The sequence below is a fragment of the Spirosoma jeollabukense genome, assembly GCF_054777855.1.
Window position 1 is genome coordinate 1 of the sequence record NZ_BAAHAD010000013.1, and the last position, 25629, is coordinate 25629.

Annotated in this window: 21 protein-coding genes; 10 read left to right on the forward strand and 11 right to left on the reverse strand. The window is 47.9% G+C overall.

All coding sequences use genetic code 11. From position 1 onward, the window contains the following. Positions 1-134 precede the first annotated feature (134 nt). Positions 135-1508 carry a S8 family peptidase gene (locus tag ACYVEA_RS29485; RefSeq protein ID WP_461116960.1) on the forward strand — a complete coding sequence of 458 codons (1374 nt, stop codon included), beginning with the start codon at positions 135-137 and terminating at the stop codon, positions 1506-1508. Positions 1509-1867: 359 nt separating this feature from the next. Here ACYVEA_RS29485 and ACYVEA_RS29490 read toward each other — a convergent pair whose 3' ends face one another. From ACYVEA_RS29490 to ACYVEA_RS29515, 6 genes are all read right to left on the reverse strand, one after another. Then, on the reverse strand, positions 1868-2410 hold the full coding sequence (locus tag ACYVEA_RS29490; RefSeq protein ID WP_461116961.1) for a hypothetical protein: 543 nt from the start codon (positions 2408-2410) through the stop codon (positions 1868-1870). A gap of 336 nt (positions 2411-2746) precedes the next feature. After that, a protein-coding gene (locus ACYVEA_RS29495) for an IS3 family transposase (RefSeq protein WP_461116962.1) occupies positions 2747-4139 on the reverse strand; the annotation gives its coding sequence in 2 pieces (ribosomal slippage) (positions 2747-3752 and positions 3751-4139; 1395 coding nt in all). A 69-nt stretch (positions 4140-4208) separates the two neighbouring features. Then, entirely contained in the window at positions 4209-5417 is a 1209-nt protein-coding gene (locus ACYVEA_RS29500; protein ID WP_461116963.1) for a serine hydrolase domain-containing protein, read from the reverse strand. A gap of 259 nt (positions 5418-5676) precedes the next feature. Beyond that, complete coding sequence (locus ACYVEA_RS29505) at positions 5677-8382, reverse strand: ABC transporter permease (RefSeq protein WP_461116964.1); 2706 nt, start codon at positions 8380-8382, stop codon at positions 5677-5679. After that, the gene (locus ACYVEA_RS29510; protein WP_461116965.1) at positions 8370-8708 is read right to left on the reverse strand and encodes a PadR family transcriptional regulator; all 339 of its coding nucleotides are present in this window, start codon (positions 8706-8708) and stop codon (positions 8370-8372) included. Before ACYVEA_RS29510 ends, ACYVEA_RS29505 begins: the two co-directional genes overlap by 13 nt. 466 nt (positions 8709-9174) lie before the next feature. After that, positions 9175-9558: a winged helix-turn-helix transcriptional regulator gene (locus ACYVEA_RS29515; protein WP_461116966.1), complete on the reverse strand. Its 384-nt coding sequence runs from the start codon at positions 9556-9558 to the stop codon at positions 9175-9177. Positions 9559-9679: 121 nt separating this feature from the next. On the opposite strand from ACYVEA_RS29515, the gene ACYVEA_RS29520 reads away from it, so the two are divergent. Beyond that, positions 9680-10432, forward strand: coding sequence for an SDR family NAD(P)-dependent oxidoreductase (locus ACYVEA_RS29520; RefSeq protein WP_461116967.1), 753 nt, complete (start codon positions 9680-9682; stop codon positions 10430-10432). 356 nt (positions 10433-10788) lie between these two features. Here ACYVEA_RS29520 and ACYVEA_RS29525 read toward each other — a convergent pair whose 3' ends face one another. The 4 genes from ACYVEA_RS29525 to ACYVEA_RS29540 form a co-directional block, all read right to left on the reverse strand. After that, positions 10789-11439 (reverse strand): LLM class flavin-dependent oxidoreductase, encoded by a 651-nt coding sequence (locus tag ACYVEA_RS29525; protein WP_461116968.1) that lies wholly within the window; start codon positions 11437-11439, stop codon positions 10789-10791. Continuing rightward, positions 11354-11722, reverse strand: coding sequence for an LLM class flavin-dependent oxidoreductase (locus ACYVEA_RS29530; RefSeq protein WP_461116969.1), 369 nt, complete (start codon positions 11720-11722; stop codon positions 11354-11356). Before ACYVEA_RS29530 ends, ACYVEA_RS29525 begins: the two co-directional genes overlap by 86 nt. 222 nt (positions 11723-11944) lie before the next feature. Continuing rightward, complete coding sequence (locus tag ACYVEA_RS29535; protein ID WP_461116970.1) at positions 11945-12880, reverse strand: NADP-dependent oxidoreductase; 936 nt, start codon at positions 12878-12880, stop codon at positions 11945-11947. Positions 12881-12910: 30 nt separating this feature from the next. Further along, positions 12911-13807: a dioxygenase family protein gene (locus ACYVEA_RS29540; protein ID WP_461116971.1), complete on the reverse strand. Its 897-nt coding sequence runs from the start codon at positions 13805-13807 to the stop codon at positions 12911-12913. A 209-nt stretch (positions 13808-14016) separates the two neighbouring features. Here ACYVEA_RS29540 and ACYVEA_RS29545 point away from each other — a divergent pair, with 209 nt between their 5' ends. After that, positions 14017-14370: a winged helix-turn-helix transcriptional regulator gene (locus tag ACYVEA_RS29545; RefSeq protein WP_461116972.1), complete on the forward strand. Its 354-nt coding sequence runs from the start codon at positions 14017-14019 to the stop codon at positions 14368-14370. 210 nt (positions 14371-14580) lie between these two features. On the opposite strand, the gene ACYVEA_RS29550 is transcribed toward ACYVEA_RS29545, so the two are convergent. Beyond that, positions 14581-15585 (reverse strand): IS110 family RNA-guided transposase, encoded by a 1005-nt coding sequence (locus ACYVEA_RS29550; protein ID WP_461116973.1) that lies wholly within the window; start codon positions 15583-15585, stop codon positions 14581-14583. An 819-nt stretch (positions 15586-16404) separates the two neighbouring features. On the opposite strand from ACYVEA_RS29550, the gene ACYVEA_RS29555 reads away from it, so the two are divergent. The 7 genes from ACYVEA_RS29555 (at position 16405) to ACYVEA_RS29585 (ending at position 25458) form a co-directional block, all read left to right on the forward strand. Further along, positions 16405-17166 carry an SDR family oxidoreductase gene (locus tag ACYVEA_RS29555; RefSeq protein WP_461116974.1) on the forward strand — a complete coding sequence of 254 codons (762 nt, stop codon included), beginning with the start codon at positions 16405-16407 and terminating at the stop codon, positions 17164-17166. Positions 17167-17431: 265 nt separating this feature from the next. Continuing rightward, entirely contained in the window at positions 17432-18424 is a 993-nt protein-coding gene (locus ACYVEA_RS29560; protein ID WP_461116975.1) for an alpha/beta hydrolase, read from the forward strand. Positions 18425-18476: 52 nt separating this feature from the next. After that, complete coding sequence (locus ACYVEA_RS29565) at positions 18477-19271, forward strand: alpha/beta fold hydrolase (protein WP_461116976.1); 795 nt, start codon at positions 18477-18479, stop codon at positions 19269-19271. 128 nt (positions 19272-19399) lie between these two features. Then, on the forward strand, positions 19400-20458 hold the full coding sequence (locus ACYVEA_RS29570) for an alpha/beta fold hydrolase (protein ID WP_461116977.1): 1059 nt from the start codon (positions 19400-19402) through the stop codon (positions 20456-20458). A gap of 160 nt (positions 20459-20618) precedes the next feature. After that, entirely contained in the window at positions 20619-21626 is a 1008-nt protein-coding gene (locus ACYVEA_RS29575) for a bestrophin family protein (RefSeq protein WP_461116978.1), read from the forward strand. Between the two features lie 50 nt (positions 21627-21676). Further along, positions 21677-22684, forward strand: a complete 1008-nt coding sequence (locus ACYVEA_RS29580) for a hypothetical protein (protein ID WP_461116979.1) — start codon at positions 21677-21679, stop codon at positions 22682-22684. A gap of 77 nt (positions 22685-22761) precedes the next feature. Continuing rightward, on the forward strand, positions 22762-25458 hold the full coding sequence (locus ACYVEA_RS29585) for a sigma 54-interacting transcriptional regulator (protein WP_461116980.1): 2697 nt from the start codon (positions 22762-22764) through the stop codon (positions 25456-25458). Positions 25459-25629 lie beyond the last annotated feature (171 nt).

Below are 25629 nucleotides of genomic sequence, written 5' to 3' on the forward strand. Positions count from 1 at the left end.
TAATAAAGCATCGGACTTACCCCACTGGTGGCTCAATTCACAGTTGAATAACTGTTTTTTTGAGTATTTTTCAATCCAGTTCAAACGTACTATAAAGTAGTATGACCAACAGATTTAACCTAAACACAAGCCGCATGGCGGCCGTAGTAGTTGCCACGATCTTATTGGCCATAGGTTGTCAGCCCGTAACGGATTTAGATCAACTTCCTTCAACGGCCCCAACCAATGCCAACGCCCGACTGGTTGCCGGAGAGGATTTTGTGGCCGGGGAACTACTGGTCAAATTTAAAAACAGCGTTGGAGCCGAAAAGCGACTAAACGCCTTAAGCCGAATCAAGGGAGCCGTTGCCGAACGGATTCTCACCAAGACGATGGAACGGCTAGGTGATGGGGAAGCGATCCATGTCATACATACCCCGTTAGCCGTATTAGAAGCGGTGGCGCAATTACGGGGATTACCCGACATTGAGTATGCCGAGCCTAATTTTATTTATCAGCATACGGCCACCTCGAATGACCCCTATTACACCAATGGGTCTCTTTGGGGTATGTATGGGGATGCTACGACTCCTGCCAATGCCTTTGGCAGTCAGGCCGGTGAAGCCTGGGCAAGTGGCCATACGGGTTCAAACACGGTTTATGTTGGCATCATTGATGAAGGCTACATGTACACGCATGAAGATTTAGCCGCTAACGCGGGCATCAATCCGGGAGAAACGGCGGGTAATGGTGTAGACGATGATCAGAACGGCTACGTCGATGATGTCTATGGCTGGGACTTTGCCAACGGTGATAATTCCGTATTTGATGGAACAGGCGACGATCACGGTACCCATGTGGCGGGGACAATCGGGGCAGTAGGGGGAAATGGAAAAGGGGTAGCAGGCGTGAATTGGTCGGTGAAATTAATTTCTGCCAAGTTCCTGGGACAAAAGGGCGGTACGACGGCCAACGCCATCAAGGCCGTTGATTATATAACTGACCTGAAAACCCGGCATAAACTCAACATTCCGGCTACCAATAACTCGTGGGGAGGGGGCGGTTTTTCCCAGGGACTGCAGGACGCCATTGCCCGGGCGGCAACGGCCGAAATTCTGTTTATTGCCGCTGCCGGCAATGATGGGTTAAATACCGAAACCAGCCTGAGCTATCCATCCGGTTACCCTAATGCCAATATTATTGCCGTCGCTTCCATCACCAATACGGGAGCCTTGTCCAGCTTTTCAAATTATGCCGCGACCCAGGTTGACATAGGCGCACCCGGTTCCGCCATTTATTCTACCTTACCCGCTAGTAGTAAAGGAAAAGTCATTTCTGCCTACGGGTCCTATAGCGGTACCTCAATGGCCACGCCCCACGTTACGGGTGGAGCTGCTTTGTATGCCGCTACCCATAGTGGGGCCTCAGCGGCCACTATAAAGGGCGCGATTTTAAGTAGTGCGGTGGCTACCCCCTCCCTGGCGGGTAAATGCTTAACCGGAGGCCGATTGAACGTGAGCGGCTTTTAAGCACGGAGAACCTAGGCTATATTATTCTCTCAAAGCTTGATTCGTAAGCATTTGTCCGTATAAATGTTTCATTTCCAGCCGCTCTTTGTCGGGGCGCGGACCTTCGCTTTCCTCAACTGCTCAGGCATGTATTGATCATGCCTGAGCAGTCCAGTTAGACTACCAGAGGCCTATTCCGCTGAGTAGGCTAGATGACTCGCCTACCTGTTAAGGTAAAGAAGCGAGAAGGATACTGAGTTAATAAGCTGATTGGCAAGGTCTAAAGCAGGCTCTCTACGGAATTTCTCTTTAATGACAAAGCAGCCTCGGTCGGGGCTGCTTTGTCATTAAAGAGAAAAATAATCTATTGACTTATACGATTAATGAAAGCCCTGCTGAGTCAGATACGTTTTGTCGGCTTCATCCCGAGGGTGAACCCCCACAACAATACCCCCACTTTTCAGCCCCGATTCATACGCTTTGGCCGTTTCTTCCGGAATCCCTGAATTGACTAAAGCCCCGATTAAGCCACCGGCTAACCCCCCGGCTCCCGCACCGGCTAAACCAGCGGCCAGTGGACCCGCAATCAGTAAACCTAGGCCAGGCAGGGCCAACGTCGTCCCGATAGCGGCAATAGCGGCCGCTACCGCTCCCACCGTACCGCCAATAGCAGACCCTTTACCAGCTCCTTCTAGGGCTTTATCCGTTAAGGCCGAATCATCCGAATCACGAGCATCAAAATGCTGTTTACGGGTTTCATCCGTCATGACGATATTCACATCATCTTTCGAAAAGCCATGCGCTAACAAGGCGTCGTAAGCGGTTTCGGCCGCGTCACGATCCGTAAAAATAGCCGTCATCAGCATGGATGAATCGGTTGATGATGAGCCACTAAAGCTGGTATTACTTGGTTGAGTCGTCATTGGAATGATTTGGTTTTGTTGGGTAAACCAACTAGTAACCTCTAGTCGGTTACAAACAAACCCTAGCAGAGCACGCTATGTTCACGTAATTTGAGCGAGCGGTAAAGAGCAGTCTCCTGAGGGGACCGAACTAGTAGGTGTTATCCATTCACCCTTTTCACCATTCAATAAGAATTAATAACCAATTTGTAGGAGCCCAGTTCTAGTAGACAATTCACTTACTTTCACTACTAATCTCCAAGCATATGGGCAATCTTCTGTATACAATCGCCGTGGTATTGATGTATGTCGTCAGCCAAAAGTGGACAGATGCGGGTGAAAAGAGAAGAGATACTTTTAAACACTTCGTAGGCGCTGAAAAATATGATTTTTTCGTCGTTGAGCCATGGTTAACTGCTTAGTTTTTTGGCGTTCGGCCAAGATTTGATCCTGACGACCCCAATAGGCATCGGCAGGCCGTACATTATCCAACGATTCGTGATACCGCTGATGATTATAGTATTCCACCCACTCAGCGACTCGTTGGCTCAGTTCATCTGGACTATAATAGTGTTCTAGAAGCAGCACATTTTTCATTGACCGATGATAGCGCTCGATCTTTCCCTGCGTCATAGGGTGAAAAGGAGCACTTCGAATATGCTCAATGCTTTCCCCTTTTAAATACTCCTTTAGATACCGAGACACATAGGCCGACCCATTGTCTGACAGCATACGAGGCCGCTGCCCACTTTTTAGACTACTGGCTTTCAGAGCCGCTTGCACAGTTCGTTCAACATCAGTGGCCTGCATACCGGGACATAACTCCCAAGCCAGAATGTACCGAGAATAGTCATCCAGCACCGTCGAGAGATAATACCAACCCCAGCCCTTGATCTTGAAATAGGTAAAATCAGTTTGCCAAAGTTGGTTAGGAGCTGTCGTAGGATTATAGAATTGATCAGCCGCTTCCATCAGCCGATAAGCGGGGGTAGTGATTAGTCCCCGACTTTTCAGAATACGGTAAACGGTTGATTCCGACACAAACCAATGCTCATTATCAACGATATGGCAAGCCAATTCACGGCATGATAGATCGGGGCGATCCAAAGCTAACTCCACCACACGCCCTTTTTCAGCTGGTGGTAGTTGGTTCCAAGCACTAGTACGTCGATAAGCGAGATCGGCCAAGCCATCATAGCCACTCTGCAAATACCGTTTGTACCATTGATAAAAGGTCGAGCGATGGACGCCTAACTCCCGGAGAGTGGCTTTGACGCTCAAGGGTGACTGCTCCACCAACGTAATAATCTCCATCTTTTCGGACTGAGTCATGCGATGGTAGGGATTAATCGTCGGCTTTGAGACTTTTTTTTAACAGCCGATTCTCCAGACTCAACTCAGCTACCAGTTGTTTGAGCGCTTCGTTTTCGGATTTAATCGATTGCACTTCAGGGGCAGTAGCTTCGCGAGTGGTATCGCCCGCCAGCCGCTTTTTACCGGCTTCTAAAAATTCCTTACTCCAGCGATAATAAATGTTGGTATTGAGTCCTTCCCGCCGACAGATTTCGGCCACTGACTGTTCACCCTGCAAACCTTCTAGGACAATCCGGATCTTTTCTTCGGCAGTATACTGACGTCGGGTTTGCCGCTGAATGTCTTTAATGATGGAAAGAGCTGGTTTACGTTCAGCAGCAGTTGAGAGGTTGGTAGCAGAACGCTTAGACTGGGATGATTTAACCGATTTGGACATTACTAAGGTGATTTGGGTGAAACAATTTACTGAATTGTCTCTTCCCATTTTCACCCCTTTTGTCCACTTTCATTTGACGACGTACAGCGAATCAAACGGCAGGCTGGCTTGAAGGGGCTCAGGAGCGAGTGTCGGTAAGGGAGTCGAGACGTTTAATAATACATCGGCTAGGGCAAAAACTTTCTGTTGGGTATCTTGATAATCCGACTGGTTGGACAAGTAAATCAGATCGAGATAATACGCCGGAAAACGCATCATCAGGGAGGTGTAGCGGTAGTCATCACCCCCATGACCAATAGAGCGGGTGGTTTTATAGGGTGTCACATTCAGACCGAAGGCATAATGAATGGTATCTCCGCTACTCAATACATAGCGGGTCTGTAGGGTCTTCACGAATGCTTGCCTGCCCAGACCCAGCCGATTGGTAGCGAAGTTCTGATCCCATAGAATCAGGTCATCCACCGACGTAATCAGGTTGTTGTCGCCAACTACCCCTTGATCATGGCGAATGGATAACGACTTATAGGTTCGTCTCTTTTCGTCGATCAACTGGTAGGGAGTTGCCCGACCCGCTCTGGCGATGGCCTGCGGATCATTGAAATACGTGTGGCTCATGCCCAAGGGCTTAAAAATGGATTGATCGGCAAATTCGGCTAAACTAAACCCACTGACTTTGCGAACGATTTCACCCAGTAAAATATAGTTGATGTTGGTATAGGCGAACTCATGGCCAGGCTCGAAATTAAGCTCTTGTTGCTTAGCCATTAACTGGACTAAATGCGCTGTGTTCTTATACTGCTTTCGTACTTGCCCTTTCAGATTGACTTTCCCGGATAGAGCCGCTAAAACATAAGCCTCTCGCAATCCGCTGGTGTGGCTGATCAGGTGTCGGATTGTAATGGTTTTCTTGATCTGAAATTGCGGAAAATAGGTACGGATGTCATCCTCAAAGGATAGTTTACCCTGCTCTTCGAGAAGGGCAATACAAGTGGCCGTGAATTGTTTGGCGGTGGAGGCAATGTTAAATAGACTAGCCGTTGTGAGGGGTATTTTGTTAGCTATATCGGCCATGCCATATCCTTTTTTGAGCAGAACGTCTCCTTTATATAGCACCGCGATCACGCCACCAGGCGTATTTGATGAGTTAGTATGGGCGAATATGGAATCTGTTTTCCGCTCTAAAGCAGTAGATGATAAGGGAGAGAAAGGGGATTGGGCAAACCCTATTGTTGCTGTTAGGTAGCAGAAGCCAAGCAGAAAATGGCTAGTTCTCATCATACACCGTTATAACTCGTAAGACGTTTAACCTCGTTAAGGAAACGGGTTATTTAAGCTTATAGTGTTACTGGCTGATACTGACATAGAGATGACTTAATTGGACGATTTTCAAGGCTAATTCTTGCTAGTTCATAGTCTATTTAACTGCCCCATTTAAGACGCAGATCATGATACCTCGTCGTCTCTGAAGAATGCTTATTCAAGAATGATTACTCGTCTCACCGGGGAGCGTTTTAGTAAGAACAGCTGATTTTTGAGGTTATTCACTTCGCAACGATTTTACTGGATTGGCCAAAGCGGCTTTTACACTCTGGTAGCTGACCGTTACTAAAGCTATGCCAACGGCTAACCCACCGGCTAAGGCGAATAGCCACCAGTCTAGATCAATTTTGTAAGCAAAATCTTGAAGCCACCTCGACATAATCCACCAAGCCAGGGGGGAAGCAAGAACGATAGCGACTACCACCAGTTTCAAAAAATCGCTCGACAGCAGCGCCACGATGCTGGCCACCGATGCACCTAACACTTTGCGGACGCCGATTTCTTTCGTGCGCTGCTCGGTCGTGAAGGCAGCTAAGCCGAATAAGCCCAGACAGGCAATGAAAATGGCTAAGCAAGCAAAGCTTGTAAAGATGCGGCTTACGCGCTGAATATTATCATACATGCGGGCATACGACTGATCCATGAACGTGTACCGGAAGGCTAGATGGGGCACAAACTCCTTCCATTTGGCTTCCATGGCCGTCAAGAGCTGCGGCATATCCTGCGTATTGACCTTCACAGAAATCATGCTGGGACTGGTATCGAAAAATAGAGCCAGTGGCTCAATTTTGTTTTGCAAGGTTTGGGAGTGAAAATCTTGCACTACCCCGATAATTTCGTAGGGGTCGTTCCCTAAGCGCGACAATTTTTTGCCAACGGGATTAGGCAGACCCAATTTTTGAGCCATCGTCTGATTGATGATGGTGGTTCGGCTATCGGCAGGCCGTTTCTCGGAAAAATTGCGCCCGGCCACCAATCTCATACCCAGCGTGGCTAAATAATCCGCATCCACAGCCCAGGCCTGCCCGGAAATGCCTGGGTCTATTTTTTCCTTACCTTGGTTAAAAAAAGTGTTACCGTTGCGCTTGGTCCCCTCAATGGGCAGGTAATCGCTGATACTGGCATCGACGACGCCGGGTAGGCGTTTGAGTTCAGACTTGAAGGGTTTCACCCGCTCATGGAGCAGATTCGTACCGTACAGCTGAATCACCTGGCTTCGGTCGAAGCCCACTTTCTGAGTCAGAATATAGTTCATCTGCCTACTGATAACCAGCGTTCCGACAAGCAGCAGCATCGAAACGGCAAACTGGAACACCACTAAGCTGCTTCGCAGCCCGGTGGAACGAGTCCCCTGGCGAAGTTTACCTTTCAGCACCGCAACCGGATTGAAACCCGATAGATAAAAGGCGGGATAAATCCCGGCCAGAAAACCCACCAAAAGCGTGGAGCCGACAAGGACCGGCACAAACCAGGTGGTTTGCCAGGGAAAAGCTAATGCCTTGCCTGATAACGTATTGAAGAAGGGCAGCAACAGCGTGGTAAGCGTAATGCCTACCCCAAAGGCGACCATAGTAATTAGCGTCGATTCGGCCAGAAACTGCCCAATTAACCAGCCCCGTCCCGAACCGACTACCTTACGCAGGCCCACTTCTTTCGCTCGATTGGCTGACTGAGCCGTTGACAGGTTGACAAAATTGACACAACCAATCAGCAGGATAAACAGGGCTGCGGCCCCAAAAAGCCAGATGATCCGAATGTCGCCATGGGTGTGACCATCGTCAATATCGCCCGAGTATAAATGAATGTCCCTCAGCGGTTGCAGATGAAGGGCGGCCGATTTCAAAAAAGCTTCCGGGTTAGCAAAGTCCACCTGTCGTAAAGCGGGTAGGAGGTAATTGGTGACAATATCCCGGGTCATCTTCTCTTCTAATGCCCTGATCGTTGTGCCGGGTTTGATTTGTACATAATTGGTATAATTACTTTGCAGCCAACGGGTTTGCTCGCCTTCGCCAAACTCCACTCCAGCCAACGTGAGCAGAAAATCATAGCTCAGGTGCGAGATGGTGGGCCTGTTTTTCATCACGCCACTAATTCGGTAGGGAACGCTGTCATTGCCATTTAGGTAGATGGCACTACCAATTGGGTTCTTGTCTTTGAAGTATTTTGCTGCCTTCCGTTCCGATATGACCACGGTGTGTGGTTCGACCAGGGCAGTGCTCACTTCCCCCCGAACCAGCGGTAGACGGAGAATATCCAAAATAGCCTGGTCGGCGTAGGCAAATCCCTCTTCATGGTACTGTGTGGGTTGGCCCTCCATACGGATTTCATTACTGCCCGCCCCGTAAAACAATGGGCTATCCAGTAAACGGCCTGCTTTTTCTATTTCCGGAAAGTTTTTCTGGATGGTGGCAGCAAAATTGGCCGAAAAGTCGGTGTCTGTTTTGCGTTGGCCGTCCAGCGTAATCGAGCGGTATACCCGATAGATATTTTCCGCGTTGGGTACCTGCTGGTCATAGCTGGTTTCCTGGACAATGTAGAGCGTAATTAGTAGACAGGCCGCTACGCCTAAGCCTAAGCCTGATACGTTGATGGCGGTAACTACTTTGTGGCTGAGCAGATAGCGCCAGGCGATTTTGAGATAGTTGTGGATCATAGCCGGTTGCCAGGTTGAGGGTTGATCATAGGGATGTGACGGTTTTTTTAGTAAGCGGGTGATAGGATGAATTAACCGCAGGACCGTTAACCCATACCGCCAACGAGCGGCGGGTACACCTAGGGTTTTCACCCAGTAGGCGTACATTTCGAGCAAATCACCTTGTAGCTCATCCTCTAATCCAGGTGGACTAAATCGGCTCAATAACCAAGTAGCCCAGCCTGGCGGTTTCGTATGACCTTCTTTCTTACGGCTGGTTAAACGCCCCATAGCTGTAAAATTGGGGTTGGAATCTGCTCCCAGAGTTGGGTCCGCACCTGCCGACACTCGATCAGGGCCCGCTGACCAGCCATCGTAACGGTAAACAGGCGTTTTTGGCGGCCTCCCCGCTCGGCGGTGGCTCCGCCCATCTGCGAAGCGACGAAGCCTTTCTCTTCGAGTCGCTGGAGAGCGGTATGGACCGTGGGAAAGCTAATGCTTCGTCCCATTTGCTGGTCAATGGTTTGGGTGATCGCAGCACAATAGGCTCCTTCTTGCAGCGCGGCCACCGTCAGTAAGATGACCTCTTCCAACTCCCCTAGAAAGACTCGTTTCATGGCGAAAAATGCCGGATTCCCGGTGCTTTAATAATTAGTATAGCTTTTGCCGTACAAATACCTGACCAATTTTCAAAAAGTGACTTATTTAGCTGAATTGGGGCATGGTGATTGTTTGGCCAGCGCTAGTTTGTCCAAAAATGGACAGACTCAAGTACAGAAACGGACAGAGTTTTAATGGCTTCTTAAACGCCCTATTTACGGACCAACTGATTTGGTCCTTCTCAAGCAGGAGGGTATTTTGAGACTATAAAATTGGTGATATATAATCAGGGTCAATAAGACTGGCTTGTAGGGCAGTACTCGTGCCATAGGCTTGTTGTTAATTGGCTTCTATCTAATCACCCCAATAAATTCATGCCTATTCAAGCCAATAGCCCACCAAACTGACACATCCTTTCGACAGTCTGTTTAACAAGTTGATTTATGGAGCCAACCTAAAAATTAGATGGGTTCAAGCTAGGCGCTAGCCATTGCCAACTTCCCCCTTTAATGTTGCTTTTACTTTTATCCGGTGATGTTGCCCCCAATCAGCCATTGCCCACAGGATAGGCCTCAAGGTCTGACCATAACTGGTAAGCGCGTATTCCACCGTGACCGGTTTGGTAGGCTGCACCGTGCGACAGATTAATCCGTTGATCTCCAGCTCTTGTAACTCCTTGGACAGCATTTTGGAGCCAATCCCGTTTACTTCCCGCATTAAGTCCATAAACCGTTTGTCACCAAAGCTCAAGCACCCAATGATCGTGATTTTCCATTTGCCGCTTAAAATATCCATCGTATCATGGATAGCCTTGAGCTGACTGGGACAGTGCAGCGGCTTTTGATCAATAAATACTTTCTTGTTCATCCGTCTAGGCGCAACGTAGTTTCTCGAAGGAAACTACTTTCTAAAGGGAAACTACTTTCTAAAGGGAAACCCATATCCAGGGTAAAGTTCGTTCATCTAGCTTTGTCAAAAAAGAGAGCTCATGAAAATAGATTTGACGCAGAAGGTTGCCCTCGTTACCGGCAGCTCAAAGGGTATTGGCGCTGCCATAGCCAAGGAACTTGCCGCCTGTGGCGCGATTGTCATTGTTACCTATCATTCGGCGGCAAGCGATGCAGAAGGCGTGGTTAAGGCCATCCAGGAGACAGGCGGACAGGCAATTGCCCTACAGGCCGATTTGGCCCGGCATACCGATATTATTAATTTGTTCAAACAGGTGCAGGAGCGGTTTGGCAAACTGGATGTGCTGGTGAATAACGCGGGCATCGCTCGATTCGGCCCCATTGAAGCGGTTACGGAGGATGATTTCCTGGAACAGTACCGGGTCAATGTGTTAGGACCAATACTGACGATCCAGGAATCTTTGAAGTATTTCCCCCAAACAGGAGGTAGCATTGTTAATATCAGTTCAGTAGGGGGACAGAATCCAGGGCCATACACCAGTATTTACACCTCATCGAAGGCGGCCCTGAACGCCTTAACCGTTTCTTTGTCAAGAGAACTGGTAAACCGCCACATCCGGGTCAATACGGTGGCACCGGGTCCAACAGAAACCGAAGGGTCAAAGGCGCTGGGACTGGCAGGCAGTGCCATCGAAAAGGGCATGATTGCCGCTATACCCATGGGTAGATTCGGCAAACCAACTGAAATAGCCCCAGCCGTTGCTTTCCTGGCATCGGATAACGCGGGCTGGATCACGGGTGAAAAATTAGCTGTTTCGGGAGGAATGCGCTAAACCGTATACGAATCTAGGGAGCAGCCAGGAGTGTTAAAAACAAGCCCTCTATCGGTTGGGTGAGGCTGTCTGCTTAAGCTGATCTATTGACCCAGATCGTTACCTTGTTAATCGTTAACTATAGTTTTTGAGTTCTAATCGACACTGTTTCACCCTACTTCCTGTGTAAGAAACAGATACATGGACCTCTCTTTGTCTCAAGCAGGAGGGTTTGTTGAGAAATTTCTAATTGTTTGCCTATCCCAACGTAATGAACTTCTCACTAATTAGTGAGCCCCCAACAGGGGTATAACCTTCGTGCCAATCAAGTCAATGGACTTCATCAGCTGGGTATGACTTAGTCCGGCATTGTCCATCTAAAAGGTAAATCGATCAACGCCACCAAAGGCTTCGCTATGCCGAATCAGCTTGTCAATGACCCGCTCAGGACCGCCAACTACCAATACGCCAGTGGGCGAGACTAACTCATCAAATTGACGCCTTGTCACTGGTGGCCAGCCTCGTTCCCGGCCTAACTTGGTCCATAACTCCGCATAACCCGGATAATAGTCGGAGATGGCCTGCTCATCCGTAGCACCCACGTAGCCGGGCGAATGCAACCCTACCCTTAACTGATCAGGCGAAAACCCGGCAGCTGTACCTGCTTTACGGTATAAATCGATTAAAGGACGAAAGCGATGGGTTTCTCCACCAATGACCGCCACCATCAGCGGCAAGCCTAAAGTGCCCGCCCGAATAAAGGAGTCTGGGGTTCCCCCTACTCCCAACCATACAGGTAACTTCGTCTGCAAGGCTCTGGGGTAGATGGGTTGATTTACCAGTCGTGGCCGGAATTTGCCCGACCAATTAATAAACTCTTCGTCGCGAATTTTGAGTAACAGCTCAAGCTTCTCCTTAAAGAGTTCATCATAATCCGAAAGGCTAAACCCAAACAAGGGAAACGCTTCTACTGATGAACCACGGCCAACCACCAGTTCCGCCCGACCGACCTTTGGAGATAAGATCAAGTGTAGCAAAACTTTGATAAACTCGCACGGGATCTGCCGCACTTAGTACGGTTACAGCACTGGTAAGCCGTATTCGCTTGGTACGTGCTGCGGCTGTAGCCAAAATCACGGCTGTTGCCGAATCCAGAAATTCTTTCTTGTGGTGTTCCCCAATCCCAAATACGTTAAAACCGACTTCATCGGCAAAAGCAATTCTTTCCAGCAATTGCTCCATCGCGTCTGCACTGGTTAAAGAATTTGTACCATACATCGCTGATGCGAAGCTATCAATGCCAATTTCCATAGTACGCTAGAACCCCAAATGGTTGACAAATGGTTCTCTAACGCCTGATAACCTAAAGGAAGCATTTGTTGAGACGGAGCCAAGTTCTTGACTACATCGTTCTGAGAAGCCGACGCGCTAAGAACTGGTTCATTAGACGCCTGAAAGTCACAGTTATGATCACAAGCTTGTCCGCGTTGAAGAGACCAATCTTACCAGCAGTCAATTGCAGTGGTTCGTCAGCTACCGGATGCTTATCGTAACCTTCCCTTGGGGGCTTGCCTGCTCGAAATAAGTGAATGCCGCTCTAGCCTCTTCAACATCAAAGTGTTTGGCCAGCAACGGTTTAATGGCACCAGTGTCCACTAAGGTGGCCAAGCGTGTCAACTGCTCGGCGTTTACCTGGCTCATCTGTCGGATAGCGGTGATCCCACGCTTCTGAGCTAAGTCTTGGTCAATTTGACCGACCAGGGTAACCAACATGCCCCCCTTTCGAAGAATCTGATAGGATCCCGCCAGCGCATCAGCGGCATTGACCAGTACAGCGTCGTACTCCTGAAGCAGGGCCGTAAAATCTTGCGTTCGGTAGTCGATTACCTGATCGGCACCCAGGTGTCGAGCGGCTTCCAACGACCCGCTGTCGACCGTCGTAGCCACAAAAGCTCCATGGTACTTGGCCAACTGAATTGCCAGCGAGCCAATCCCACCCAAGCCGCCATGAATAAGAATCTTCTGGCCCGGCTGCAAGTGAATATGTTCTTCGATGGCTTGCACGGCACTAGCTCCGGTCAGGGGTAGAGAAGCTGCTTCCTCCATGGTCAGTGAAGTTGGTTTTAGGGCTACCTTATTACTAGCTACAGCCACAAATTCAGCCAAGGAACCTGAGCCACCCATCAGCGTGCCGGCCTGTCCATATACCTCATCCCCCACCTTTAGCGACGTAACATTATCTGCCGTCTCAATCACCACGCCAGCAAAGTCCCCGGCTAATACCGCCGGGAAGGTAAGCGGTACTATTTGGTGAAGATAGCCCGCCCGCAGTAGCGAATCGATGGGATTTAGACTAGCACTATGCACGGCAACAAGTAGCTGGTTAGCTTGAGCCAATGGCTTAGGCGCATCAGCGATGAAATGAATGACGTCACTGCTTCCATACTGGTTAATGATGACCGCTTTCATGGATAGGCTGTTGGTTAATTGGTTTACCGGTTAACTCTGAAGAATAAAGCTTCTTTCGCTGAGGGCAGGCATACTGGATGGGGCTTCGTAAAAATAACGCAGCTCATCCGTTGGCTCCATCAGACCAAGGCTGTACAGAACTGGCACAAAATGGTCCGGCGTAGGCGAGGCTAGTTTACCTAACGAATGGCTGGATTGATAGTTGATGATATTAGTCACGGCGCGCGTATCGAGCTGCTCTTTGAGCCAGCCATCATAGTCGACCTCCCAGCCGTAGGGTGTCCTGTCACCCCGCGCTAATTTTTGCCTCACCAGCGATAGGTTATGAATCAGGGAGCCACTACCGATGATCAGAACGCCTTTTTCGCGCAAGGATTTTAGCTGCCGAGCTAACTCATAATGGTAGCCGGGAGATGCCTTGTAATTGAGACTAAGCTGAAAAACAGGAATATCAGCTTGGGGAAACAAGTGCATCAGCATCGGCCAGGCCCCGTGATCCAGGCCCCACTCGGTAGTCTGTTCTACGGCGGGAACCAGCCTGGCAATCTCCTGCCCAACAGCCGGAGCACCTTTTGGCGCATATTTGGGCAGGTAATACTCCGCTGGAAAGCCATGGTAGTCGTAGATTTGCGCCTGCTCGGGCGCAATATTGACAAAGGTCCCCTGGGTGCACCAGTGAGCCGACACGACAAGAGCCGCTTTTATTTCATACTGGCCCTGCAACTCTAACCCTAACCGACTGAGATTGCCCCAGAAGGGGTACTCCTGATCATTTTTTGGAATTTGCATCGGGCTGCCGTGTGAGGTAAACAGAACCGGCATCTTTTGGTTCTGAACGGGCAGCATATCGGTATATGCTTTTAACTGGCTCAAGGGACTGGCTGCTGTAAAGGCAGCTAGGGCCTTCATAAATTTACTGCGTTCCATAAGGATTTATTTGGCTTAGTGGATGATCATGTCTACGCTAAAGCGTTCTAGCCTGTTCAATGCATACAGTTGCCTGAACACTCATCCTGTCTTCTTCTGCTGATCGCTTGTTTGCTGACACAAAATTGCACACATTAGCTTTCTAAAAGTATCCAGCTACCTAAAGGTAACTAGTTACCTTTAGGTAGCTGGATATAACTGACTAATCGATGAACAAAACTCAGGAAGCGACGAATAACCATCCTTGCCGGTTTCGGCTCCAGGCCGTCGGCGATGCCATGTATGCTATTGGAGGCAAATGGAAAATGCAGATCATTGTGGCTATGCTGGAAGGTACGAACCGATTCAATGAACTGTTGCGGGTCATTGATGGCCTTTCCTCCAAAGTATTAGCCTCTGAACTGAAGGAGCTGGAAATGAACGGGTTCATAAAACGAACGGTTTCAACGGGGCCCCCAGTGGTAGTGGTATACGAATTAACGGAATATAGTAAGACGTTAGAAGATGTCCTGAAGTCTTTATTTGAATGGGGCGTTAAGCACCGAAAGGAAGTAAGGAAATAGTAATGACATCTATCTCGTCAAACGCCCCATTTGCGGACGTGAGAACTCTAGTTGTCTTATAGGGGAGCGACACGGAATCAGCCCAGTTGAGTAACTAGTTCTGGCTGAAATTAACTAATGGTTGGTGACCCCCTTTTAGGTGTACAATCAGGCGTCTCAAGTGGGAGCGATTCCTATGAACAAAACAAGCGTCGTCAACTAAAAATTATTCTATTTCGCATATTCAAACGTATAGGCCGTTCTTCGCTCCATAACCGCCACCATTCGATGGACTAATTTGTTGCGAATGGCATTGTAAACACTCATCTTTCGCTTACCAGCCGCTACTTTCCGCTCAAAATAATCTCTCAATTCCCCCTTTACTTTTACGGCAGCTAAGGAGGCCATATGCAATAAATGTTTCAGTTTCGTATTCGCCATCCGACTGACCTTAGTTCGACCCCTTACCGACGTGCCGGACTCATAAGCGAAAGGCGCCACACCGGCATAGCTAGCCAACTTTTTAGCATCCGTAAAGCGGGTAAAATTGCTGGTGAAGATGAGCATAAACAAGGCCGTTTGTCGACCCACGCCCGGTATGCTCATCAGTAAATCCATGTTCGATTTTAACTCAGGAGAAGTCTTGATGTGCCGCTCAATCTGAGCCTCTACTAGCTTGAGCTGCTTTTGTAAGCCAACCAAGGCTAGCTCACTGGTTTGCTGATGAAGCTTCAGTTCCGCTAAAAGGCCCATTGCCTGGTAGTCCTGACTTAAATCCGTGAAGGCCTTAGCCATCTCCATCAACCGTTCCCGTTGCTGGGCAAGCTGGCGAACCGTAGCTAATACTTTGTCATTCAGTCTAAAGAGGCTCTGATCACGCTGATGGCGGATACAATATTTAGCAATCTGTCGCGCATCAGCCTTATCGGTTTTTCCCCGCGTTAAGCCTAGCGAGCGTTTAATATGGACCGCTGATTGCAGCCATAAATTAGCGCCGATAGGATAAAAGAAGTTGATCGTTGGCTGGCAATAGATCCCCGTGTGTTCCATACAAAAGAGCGTTGTTTCCAGTCTGAAGTCGGGTAGCTTATTGAGTTGTTTGAGCAAGGTTTCCATCCCCGCTTTGGTGTTGGGTATAGAGAGTTCGAGTTGACGATTCTCCTGTGCATCAATGACACAAACTGCATTCGTTTTCTTGCCAATATCAGCGCCGATAAAGTAATTGTAAGTGATCATGGTTTAGCCGATTTAGGTTACAGACTAACACTAAGCAGACTGGCGAACGAAACTGTGATAGTAGGCCTTATGCCTCAATTCCTATAAGTTCCCTGTTCTGCATTCAACAGGTAGCGGGGTCTGTATCGCATCGATAGGCCTATAACCTGGTTTAATGATTAGCTCGCCCCACTACCTATTGAAATGTCTTGATTTTTAGCGACAAAGGCCATCCATGAATCTGAGTTTTGTCTCAGCAGCGAACCTAACAGTTTTAATGAGACCATTGGGCACAATCAAACTGACCTCATGGAGGCCCTGCCGGGGACGGCCACCACGGCCAGTAGCCCGGAGTAGGCCGTCTGTATACGAATAGTTAATAGGGCATCTTAAGCGTAGAAAGGTATAATGAGATAATCTGTTCGCAGAAAAGCGTCGTCTGTTAAAGGTAGACGTGGATTTAACTCACTGAAAAGTGTGCTGATGTTATCATGTCAATTCTACAGAACGCATTCCTTAGAATTGCCAATTGAAAACAATTCTCCGTAATTCTTAAAAGGCGACCCCTCTCCCCAAACTTGACTGTATTTCGTACCAAGGTCAGGCAATTGGCGAAATATAGTGGAAATCTAAATTTAAAAATTACTATAACTGTCTGATAATTAGCAATATATCTGTTTGGCATGTCGATTGTCTTTCTATTGTTACGTCTGACATTAAAATCAACCACAGTACAGGCTCATCTACAATCTGATTAACAAATCTGAGTTGATGGTAGGAATTGATTTTAACTGGCAGTGTAACAACAAGATTGCTAACCATTTTTAAACGTGTTAAATTATGAAAATCGTAGTCATAGGAGGTACCGGCCTCATTGGATCGAAACTTGTAGACAGACTTCGCCGACTGGGGCATGAGGTAATAGCCGCATCCCCCGCATCAGGGGTCAATACTATTACTGGTGAAGGACTAACAGAAGTGCTCGTAGATACGCAGGTCGTTGTGGATCTGGCAAACTCCCCTTCGTTTGAGGACAAAGCTGTGCTGGAATTCTTTGAAACCTCAGGACGTAATCTGCTTGGTGCCGAAATAAGAGCCGGTGTAAAACATCATATAGCTTTATCGATTGTTGGGGTCGGTACGGACCGGACAAAAGAAATCGGGTACTTTCGGGCTAAACTGGCGCAGGAAACCCTGATCAAAAAATCCGGAATTCCGTATAGTATTGTTCATTCAACGCAGTTTTTTGAGTTCCTAAGCGGTATTGCTCAATCGGGTACGGTTGGGCAAACGGTTCATCTATCCCCAGCATATGTGCAACCGATTGCCGCCGAAGATGTGGCAGACGCCATGCTGGATGTTACAATCGGCCCACCGCTAAATGCAACAATCGAAATCGCTGGCCCTGAACGGGTGCGTCTCTCAGAACTGGTACAGCGTTATCTGCGCGAAACCAACGACTCACGAACAGTAACGCCTGATGTACATGCCCGCTACTTTGGCGCCGAACTAACTGATCAAATGCTTGTTCCCGGTGATCACCCGCGTATTGGCTCGATCAATTTCGAGGCCTGGATTGCTAGTCAAAAGGTGAACGTATAGACGCATACGTTCTTTTCTCAAACCCGTTTAGTTAGTTTCTATCTATAGAACGAAGATGACGGGTGTCAGGTCTTCGAGGCTGTTGTAAGGGGTATGCACTTTCCACCCGTTCGTGCACGAGACAACCTACGTCGGCGCGGTGTCTCCGCGAAAACCGATCAACAACGCGACGATAGTATGGACAGAAACTTTCTACGGGAGCTATAAGCAAGTTCTCCTATTGCCGATAATCATAACGCGAACAACGTATTAAATAATAAAAACAATGACAACGGACCTTGAAAATCCACCCGTGAAGGATTATGCGACTGATCCTCACCTCTCAAAAGAAGTTAGAAGCTTTTTAAAGGTATTGAATACGGCGGGAAACCCACCGTTGGAAACACTTTCACCCCAGGAAGCGCAATTGGGACTTGTCCAGGCACAGGCATCTGTGGAGGTCGACCTGTCGGGTGTTGAGGTTAGTCAAAAAACCATCACGAGCGAAGGCTATACGGTTGACCTTCACCTTATTCGTCCACAAGGTGTACGTGAAATCTTACCCGTGTTTATGTTTATCCACGGTGGCGGCTGGGTATTAGGCGATTTCCCAACCCACCAGCGTTTGGTTCGGGATCTGGTGGTAGAATCTGGGTTTGCCGCCATATTTGTAGACTATACCCGTACCTCCGATGCACCCTATCCGCAAGCCATCCACGAGATTTACGCAGCGACCAAATGGGTGGCCGAACATGGCCGTGAAATCAATGTTGATGGAAACAATCTGGCCATTGTAGGCAATAGTGTGGGAGGCAACATGAGCACGGTGACCAGCTTACTGGCTAAAGAAAAAGGAGGGCCTGTCATTAAATTACAGATTCTGATGTGGCCCATTGTCGATGCCGATTTTGAGACGGATTCCTATCATCAGTTTGGGGAAGACCGTTTTCTGAGCACGTCGCTGATGAAGTGGATGTATGACTTATATATACCTGATCCTGAGCAACGCAAAACGATCTATGCTTCACCCCTGCAGGCATCCTTAGCGCAACTGAAAGGCCTGCCACCCGCCCTAATCCAAACGGCCGAAAATGATATCCTGCGGGATGAGGGTGAAGCGTATGGCCGTAAGCTAGACCAAGCTGGTGTAGCCGTAACGACGGTGCGCTACAATGGCATGATTCACGATTTCGGATTACTCAATGGGTTAGCGACCCTGCCGGCGGTTCGTTCACTAGTCGTACAGGCGGCTGCTGAACTGAAAAAATACCTCAGCTAAGGTCAAAAATTCGTCTGTTCATTTTTCTGATAAACAATAACCAGCTACAATCATGTATAAGCCAAAAAGTTTGTTAAGCGCAATTTTCATTGGTTCATTATTCACTCTTTTCTCGTTAAATCAAGTGGAAGCCCAATCAAAAGCAGTAAAAAATATTGTCCTGGTACACGGTGCCTTTGCCGATGGATCAAGTTGGACTAAAATTATCCCCCTTTTAGAAGCGAAAGGGTATAAGGTCACGGCTATTCAAAATCCCTTAACATCTTTAAAAGAAGATGTGGCAGCTGCCAAACGAGCGATTGCCTTGCAGGATGGTCCTGTGCTGTTAGTCGGCCATTCCTGGGGGGGCGTTGTCATTTCGGAGGCCGGGACTGACTCAAAGGTAGCCGGGCTAGTTTATATAGCGGCTTTTGCGCCCGATAATGGAGAATCGCTAAATGATATAGCGAAAACCGCTTCGCCAGCACCGGGTAATCAGGAAGTAAGGGCAGATGCTTTTGGTTATCTCTCCTTAACGCCTAAAGGTATTTATGAGGATTTTGCTCAGGACTTGCCCATTGCCGAGCGTAAACTTATTCTGGCTACACAAGGTCAGTGGGCAGGTTTCACCACGGACGAAAAGGTGTCTAATGCCGCCTGGCGGATAAAGCCTTCCTGGTATGTGGTTGCCAGCCAGGATCGAATGATAAACCCGGATCTGGAACGGATGTTGGCAAAGAAAATAAAAGCTAAAACGCTCGAAATCAATGCCAGTCACGTGCCGATGGTGTCCCAGCCAAAGAAAGTAGCCTCATTCATTATGGAGGCTGCCAGTAACATAAGTACTCAGGAACTAGTCTCTAAATAACCGGTTTTTTGCTCAGAAGGTAACAGGCTACCTTACGTCAACAGGTAGCCTGTGCATCATCTAGCCGAATGGTGGACTTGTTGAGGAAAGCTGTTTGAGAAGGCCAACGTTACTGTATATCAACGGACATGTCGAAATACCTCAACTTTGATCGGAGTCGCTGGTTAGACGTTCTCGTATTCATCCTTTTAGCCGGACAGTATAGCCTCATTATATTCGGGGCTACGCACGATCACCAGTTAAGCCAGCTAGTTACCCCAGCCTTTTGGCAGAAACCAAACCGTTCGTTTGGTGCGCTGAAGCAAATTGATGCCGGCGTCCTACGGATTAGCTACGCTGAAGTAGGGCCTCAAGACGGAATACCGGTGATTTTGTTGCACGGCTGGCCCTACGATATCCATAGCTATGGGGAAGTAGCGCCCTGGCTGGCTGCGCGTGGTTGCCGCGTCATTGTACCCTACTTACGTGGCCATGGTTCAACTTGTTTTCTAAGCCCAACTACACCGCGATCAGGACAACAGGCTGCTATCGGAGCCGATGTCATTGCCTTAATGGATGCGCTCAAGATACCCCGTGCCGTGCTGGCAGGCTATGACTGGGGTGGCCGGGCCGCCTGCGTGGTGGCTGCCCTTTGGCCAGAGCGATGCCTAGGGTTGGTATCCGTTAACAGCTACCTAATTCAGGATATTGCCAAAGCAACACTACCGCTCCCCGCAGCCGTTGAAGCTGGATTTTGGTACCAGTATTATTTCTTGACTGAGCGTGGGCGGGCGGGATTGATCGCCAACCGGCGCGATGTTGCGCGGCTCATGTGGACACGTAACTCGCCCAACTGGCGTTTCAGGGACGCTGATTTTGCCCAAAGTGCCCCAGCCTTCGACAACCCGGATTATGTCGATGTGGTCATCCATTCTTATCGCCATCGACTGGGTTTTGCCGCAGGATTTCCACCCTACGAAGCTATCGAGAAGCAACTCGCCCGACAACCCGTAATAATTGTTCCAACAATCACATTAGACGGCGATGCCGACGGTGTTATTCCGGCAACAGATGGCAAGGTAACGGCCGGTAAGTTTACCGGTTGGCGTCAACATCGTGTCATTCCGCAGGCAGGCCATAATTTACCTCAGGAAAACCCTGCCGCCTTTGGGGCTGCGGTCTGGGAGCTTGCTTCGAGAAAACGATGAAACCCGTTACATCAGCAGCAGCGTGATTGCCGAACGGATTCACTCGTCATTTTGCTAGATATACTTGTCAAACTATGGGGTCTCAAGGGTGGTTTGCCATGAAGTAGCGGCTGCGTCTGAGCATACATCGTATTTAAGGTCACTAAACTAACACAACACGATGCATATAGGTAAATCATATAAACTATCCGAATTTTTGATCTGGACCAGACGAAAAACGTATAGTCTTTTCCTGCTTGGGCTTCTACCGGTAATCTTCTATGAAGTCTTTGGGTTAAGATGGTTGACCGTACCCTGGCCCGTAGTGGCTCTGCTGGGAACGGCCACCGCATTCACCGTTGGGTTTAAAAATACCCAGACCTATAACAGGGCCGCTGAAGGGCAGAAAATCTGGACGGATATACTGAGTCTAAGCCGGTATTGGGCTGTTATTAGTTTGGATTTTTTTACCGAAGCACAAAAAAGCAAGGAATTAATTTACCGCCAACTGGCCTGGCTGACTGCCTTACGGTACTACTTGAGAGAAGATCGGGTGTGGGAAAGCGTCAATAAAAAGCACAACGCTGAATATCAGCAATTTTATTCCATTCCAGAACGAGAAGCCGCTTTGGACAGCGAGTTAGCCAGGTATTTGCCCGATCCTGAACTGACATCCATTCTGTCGGTTAAAAACAAGGCAACTCAACTCCTGGTCTTCCAAAGCAGGGCGGTTAAAGCACTGTATGTACAGGACAAAATTGTCGTACTGCAATTTGTGGAAATGGAGCGGGTCATTAAAGATCTTCTCCTTCAGCAGGGGAAAAGTGAGCAATTGAAAGATTCGCCCTATCCCCGACAGTACGCCATTATCAACACGTTTTTCGTTTGGCTGTTTTGTGTTCTGCTGCCATTCGGCATACTCCGGGATTTTGATCAGCTCAATCACATGATCAATGGCCCGCTGAGAGGCTACATGGTGTGGCTGGTTATTCCGTTCAGCATGCTTATTTCCTGGATGTACACCTCCCTGGAACAGGTCGGTGAAAGCACAGAAAATCCATTTGAAGGCAGTGCCAATGATGTACCGATTTCGCAAATAGGCCGGCAGCTCGAGATTGAACTTCGGCAGATGCTGGAGGAAGATGATTTACCCGCAGAACTGCAGCCCCAACATGATATCGCTCTATGAAGATGCTTAGAGTGCGGTCAAATACCCTTAAAACACTAAACGAAAAAACCATGGAAGCGCTTAATCAGGAAATTATTAACCCAGTAGCTATCCTAACAAATCTGAAGTCGAAACTACAAGCGGTTACGGATTTGTCTACCCTCTATCTCAGTCGTCCTCAAACGGATAGTCAACCAGATACGTCAACAGCTAATCAGACCATGAATGCATTGGGGATTCAGAAGGCCATTTTGCCCTGGATTCTGCAGCTGATGGGCATCCGCAGCTTGACCTTACGTTCCCAGCAGGACTTAACTCAACTGACAAACTTTAGACTTGACTTAACCAATGTAGCCAGTGAACAACACCGCTGGCATTACCTGCGAAATGATACGATCGTTGCTGAACTGCAGGCACTATTCCGGCAATGCCAGAGCGTTGCTTTTGATGATTGGTCAAGGGTAGTGAGTGCCTCTGACCTTTGGATTGGCTTATTGACTGATGTTATCCAGCCGATTGACAATAAGAACATTGAGTTTATTTTTTATCTGGGCGATCCGCTGACAAAGCTTTCGTTTCAGGTTGATGAGGCCCTGGATATCATTAGTGATTTTTCCCGCTATGGCCAGATAACCTTTGCCCTGGATGAACATGAGGCTATCAACCTGTGGATGGTGCTCAATGGTGTGCAACCACAAATGCCGGTGCTAAATCAACACTTTCTCGATCTGAAACGGAAGTATATGTCCATTTTCAGGGCGATGAACATTGCCCGGTTGCTGATTTATTCCCCAACGAATGCCATGCTGTTTACTCGACAGGAGCAGTTTATCCTGGCCCGCAGGAAAGTAGCCCCCCTCATTGAAATGGCACCCGATGCCCGGCAGCATTTCATTGAAGGCTATAGCATTGGCTTACTGCACCAACTTGATATGGCCCAGTGCCTGGCGCTTGGGCTTATCGTTTTCGGCTCGTATGGTGAAGTCGGAGTCAGTCCGGATCTGGAAGCCCTCATTGCCTATATAAACCAGTGGGTCGATGATCTCCAGCAACCAGAAGCGATATACCTCTACCAATAATAAATCGATGCATTTAGTAGGTGAGTTAAGGCTAAGACTTTTATAAGTAAGGTAAAACAGGTTATGCCCTCTTTGGAATGAAAAAGTCAAAAACACTTGATCCTTTTGATGGAAATTCAGCTCAAACCAGGCAGGATGGCGATGCGATCGAATTATTGCAAACGCAAATTAACTTGCTGGAGCGGGATCGGGATATATTGCTGGACTTAGGAAATGACATCACAAAGGTTCGAGAAAAAAACGACCTCATTACCCTATTTACATCAAGGATTAAAGGCCTCTTTTATTTTACTCACGCCATTATTTCCCTGGTTGATTGGCAAAAGGAAACCTATAACGGTTTTCTGCTTGACCCCTATTCGTCGGCCATTAAAAACCACAAAGAGTATGATTCGATTACCAAGAAGCATTTCTCTCTAAACGAGCCGTTCATTCAACAAGTTATGAGTTCGGGTGAGCTTACGTGCTTTACCTTGGAAAAAATCATGAATGCCCCGAACTATCCATCCTACCTGCGGGCAAACTTTGAAAGTGGCGTTCGGGAAATAATGATGGCTCCGCTGAAAAGTAAGATGCAGATTATTGGGTTCCTGCATATTTACTCGGATCGGTTAAACAGTTTTACGCCTGAGTTCAGGAGTATTATAAAAGGCATAGCTCCGCAGATTTCCAGCGCTGTTTCCAACATTATTAAGAATGAGGAACTTAAAAACAAAGAATGGGTCAACGAGGTATTGCTGGCGTTAAGTAATGATATGGTTACCGTCCGTAACCGAAGGGATTTGTTGAACGTAATTAATTCGGGACTAAGAAAACTGATTCCTTTCACAAATAGTGTAATGACCATACTCGATGAAACAGGCCAAACCTATAACGCCTTTTTGACCGATCCTGAGTCCAAATCAAAAAACTTTTCACTGTATACAGAAGCGATTTCCATACCGTATTCCGTTAACGACGGCATTTATGACGTAGCAGCGCGGTCAGAAAAGCCGGTATTGTTTGATATGAAAACGGTCAACACTAATACGGCTCCATTATGGTTCAAGCTCAATTATGCCGCCGGGGCGCGGGAGATGATGATCAAAGCCCTTCCTGGTGATGAGACGCCTAAACATACGTTACTATTATTTTCGGATGAACCCGGCACGTTTGACCACTATGCTATACAAATAATAGAGCGCATATCCAGTCAGTTATCTACAGCGGCCAGCAATATTTCAGTTAACGAGGAAATTCTGAACAAGGAAAGTGAAAAATCATTCCTACTGGATTTTAGTCAGAACATAGCGGCTGTCCGCACCAAAGCGGATTTAGAAGTGGCCATTTCGAGTGTATTACAGCAAGTGTTGAATATACGGCTTGCCATGATACGCATCATTGACGATGATGGAATAACACTGAGTCCTTATATGTATGACAAGGAAATGTTCTCTGGTGTAATAGAGAGCTTTGATGAGCTTGCGTCTAAAACGATTACTGTTACTGAACCCTTATCCGCTCGGGTGCTTACCAGTAAAGAGCCAGTTATTTTTAACATTGCAGCCGAAGAGAAAAAAGGAAATAAGTCCGATTACATTCAATTTTGGAAAAAAGTAGGCTTTAAGAATGCCTATGGGGCCGCTCTTCGTGTTGGAAATGTTGATCAGGGAACTCTATGGTTATTAACCGACGAAATTAATCTAACGCTACTTCGAGGAATCTGTGCACAGATATCCATAGCCATCTCCAATATTAGGGCGAATGAAAAAGTACTGACGTACAAACAATTGCTGGAAGTTGAAAATGACCAGCTAAAAGAACAAATAAAGACACTCTATAACTTTTCTGACATCATCGGCAGTGGAGCCGAAATGCAGAAAGTGTACCATCTGATGTCACTGGTGGCTGAGTCCAATTCAACGGTGCTGCTGCTTGGTGAAACCGGCACCGGCAAGGAACTAATTGCCCGGGCTATCCACAATGCATCGCCCCGGAAAAATAAAGTGATGATCAAGGTTAATTGTGCTGCTCTACCGGCCAATCTAATCGAGAGTGAATTGTTCGGTCATGAACGAGGTGCCTTCACCGGCGCTGTTGATAAACGAATTGGCAAGTTTGAATTGGCCCATAACAGCACCTTGTTCCTGGATGAAATCGGCGAGATGCCGCTGGAATCACAGGTAAAACTGTTGCGTGTACTTCAGGAAAAAGAACTGGAACGGGTTGGGGGACGAACACCCGTCAAAGTGGATGTACGCATCATTGCGGCCACCAACCGGAACCTGGAAGAGGAAGTTAAAGCGGGCCGCTTCCGTTCTGATTTATATTACCGGCTTAATGTGTTCCCTATCCATCTTCCGCCCTTACGGAATAGGCCCGAGGATATAGCACCTTTAGCCAATTTCTTCGTCGCGCGTTACAGCAAGAACGCCGGACGAAAGGTAAGTGCGATTTCGCCGAAAGTAATTCAGGAGCTAAAGGCGTATTCGTGGCCGGGAAACGTCAGAGAGCTGGAACACCTGATCGAACGAAGTGTGCTGCTGACCCATGACACTATACTTCGGGAAATCCATCTACCTACCTACCAAAGTGACCGAATAGAAACTGTCGAGTTAGCAAACCGAACCCTTGATGAAGTAGAACGGTCGTATATTATTGACACACTCAAGCGATTTAGTGGGAAAATATCAGGCCAGGGCGGAGCCGCTGATTTTTTAGCGATCCCATCGACCACGCTGCATTCCAAAATTAAAAAATTGGGGATAAATAAGTCTGACTACTTCTCAAAATAAGTGCACTAAGTTGTAATTCATACAGCCTACGGGTTTTCCTGATGATGTTTCTTCGCTGTATAAGCTGACTATATTTCGTGAATCACTTCGCCAATCAGCTAAATATCGCCTGAAAAAATTTACAAATTAGGCTGTAGTTTACTGGTAGACACGCGGTTAGCGCTATGGCAC

What these genes read in the sequence shown, in the direction of transcription:
- ACYVEA_RS29560 (WP_461116975.1), top strand. Translation starts at nt 17,432, where the DNA reads ATGACAACGGACCTTGAAAATCCACCCGTGAAGGATTATGCGACTGAT.
- ACYVEA_RS29580 (WP_461116979.1), top strand. Translation starts at nt 21,677, where the DNA reads ATGGAAGCGCTTAATCAGGAAATTATTAACCCAGTAGCTATCCTAACA.
- ACYVEA_RS29585 (WP_461116980.1), top strand. Translation starts at nt 22,762, where the DNA reads ATGAAAAAGTCAAAAACACTTGATCCTTTTGATGGAAATTCAGCTCAA.
- ACYVEA_RS29540 (WP_461116971.1), bottom strand. Translation starts at nt 13,807, where the DNA reads ATGGAACGCAGTAAATTTATGAAGGCCCTAGCTGCCTTTACAGCAGCC.
- ACYVEA_RS29565 (WP_461116976.1), top strand. Translation starts at nt 18,477, where the DNA reads ATGTATAAGCCAAAAAGTTTGTTAAGCGCAATTTTCATTGGTTCATTA.
- ACYVEA_RS29550 (WP_461116973.1), bottom strand. Translation starts at nt 15,585, where the DNA reads ATGATCACTTACAATTACTTTATCGGCGCTGATATTGGCAAGAAAACG.
- ACYVEA_RS29520 (WP_461116967.1), top strand. Translation starts at nt 9,680, where the DNA reads ATGAAAATAGATTTGACGCAGAAGGTTGCCCTCGTTACCGGCAGCTCA.
- ACYVEA_RS29510 (WP_461116965.1), bottom strand. Translation starts at nt 8,708, where the DNA reads ATGAAACGAGTCTTTCTAGGGGAGTTGGAAGAGGTCATCTTACTGACG.
- ACYVEA_RS29545 (WP_461116972.1), top strand. Translation starts at nt 14,017, where the DNA reads ATGAACAAAACTCAGGAAGCGACGAATAACCATCCTTGCCGGTTTCGG.
- ACYVEA_RS29490 (WP_461116961.1), bottom strand. Translation starts at nt 2,410, where the DNA reads ATGACGACTCAACCAAGTAATACCAGCTTTAGTGGCTCATCATCAACC.
- ACYVEA_RS29570 (WP_461116977.1), top strand. Translation starts at nt 19,400, where the DNA reads ATGTCGAAATACCTCAACTTTGATCGGAGTCGCTGGTTAGACGTTCTC.
- ACYVEA_RS29535 (WP_461116970.1), bottom strand. Translation starts at nt 12,880, where the DNA reads ATGAAAGCGGTCATCATTAACCAGTATGGAAGCAGTGACGTCATTCAT.
- ACYVEA_RS29500 (WP_461116963.1), bottom strand. Translation starts at nt 5,417, where the DNA reads ATGATGAGAACTAGCCATTTTCTGCTTGGCTTCTGCTACCTAACAGCA.
- ACYVEA_RS29575 (WP_461116978.1), top strand. Translation starts at nt 20,619, where the DNA reads ATGCATATAGGTAAATCATATAAACTATCCGAATTTTTGATCTGGACC.
- ACYVEA_RS29515 (WP_461116966.1), bottom strand. Translation starts at nt 9,558, where the DNA reads ATGAACAAGAAAGTATTTATTGATCAAAAGCCGCTGCACTGTCCCAGT.
- ACYVEA_RS29485 (WP_461116960.1), top strand. Translation starts at nt 135, where the DNA reads ATGGCGGCCGTAGTAGTTGCCACGATCTTATTGGCCATAGGTTGTCAG.
- ACYVEA_RS29530 (WP_461116969.1), bottom strand. Translation starts at nt 11,722, where the DNA reads ATGGAAATTGGCATTGATAGCTTCGCATCAGCGATGTATGGTACAAAT.
- ACYVEA_RS29555 (WP_461116974.1), top strand. Translation starts at nt 16,405, where the DNA reads ATGAAAATCGTAGTCATAGGAGGTACCGGCCTCATTGGATCGAAACTT.
- ACYVEA_RS29505 (WP_461116964.1), bottom strand. Translation starts at nt 8,382, where the DNA reads ATGGGGCGTTTAACCAGCCGTAAGAAAGAAGGTCATACGAAACCGCCA.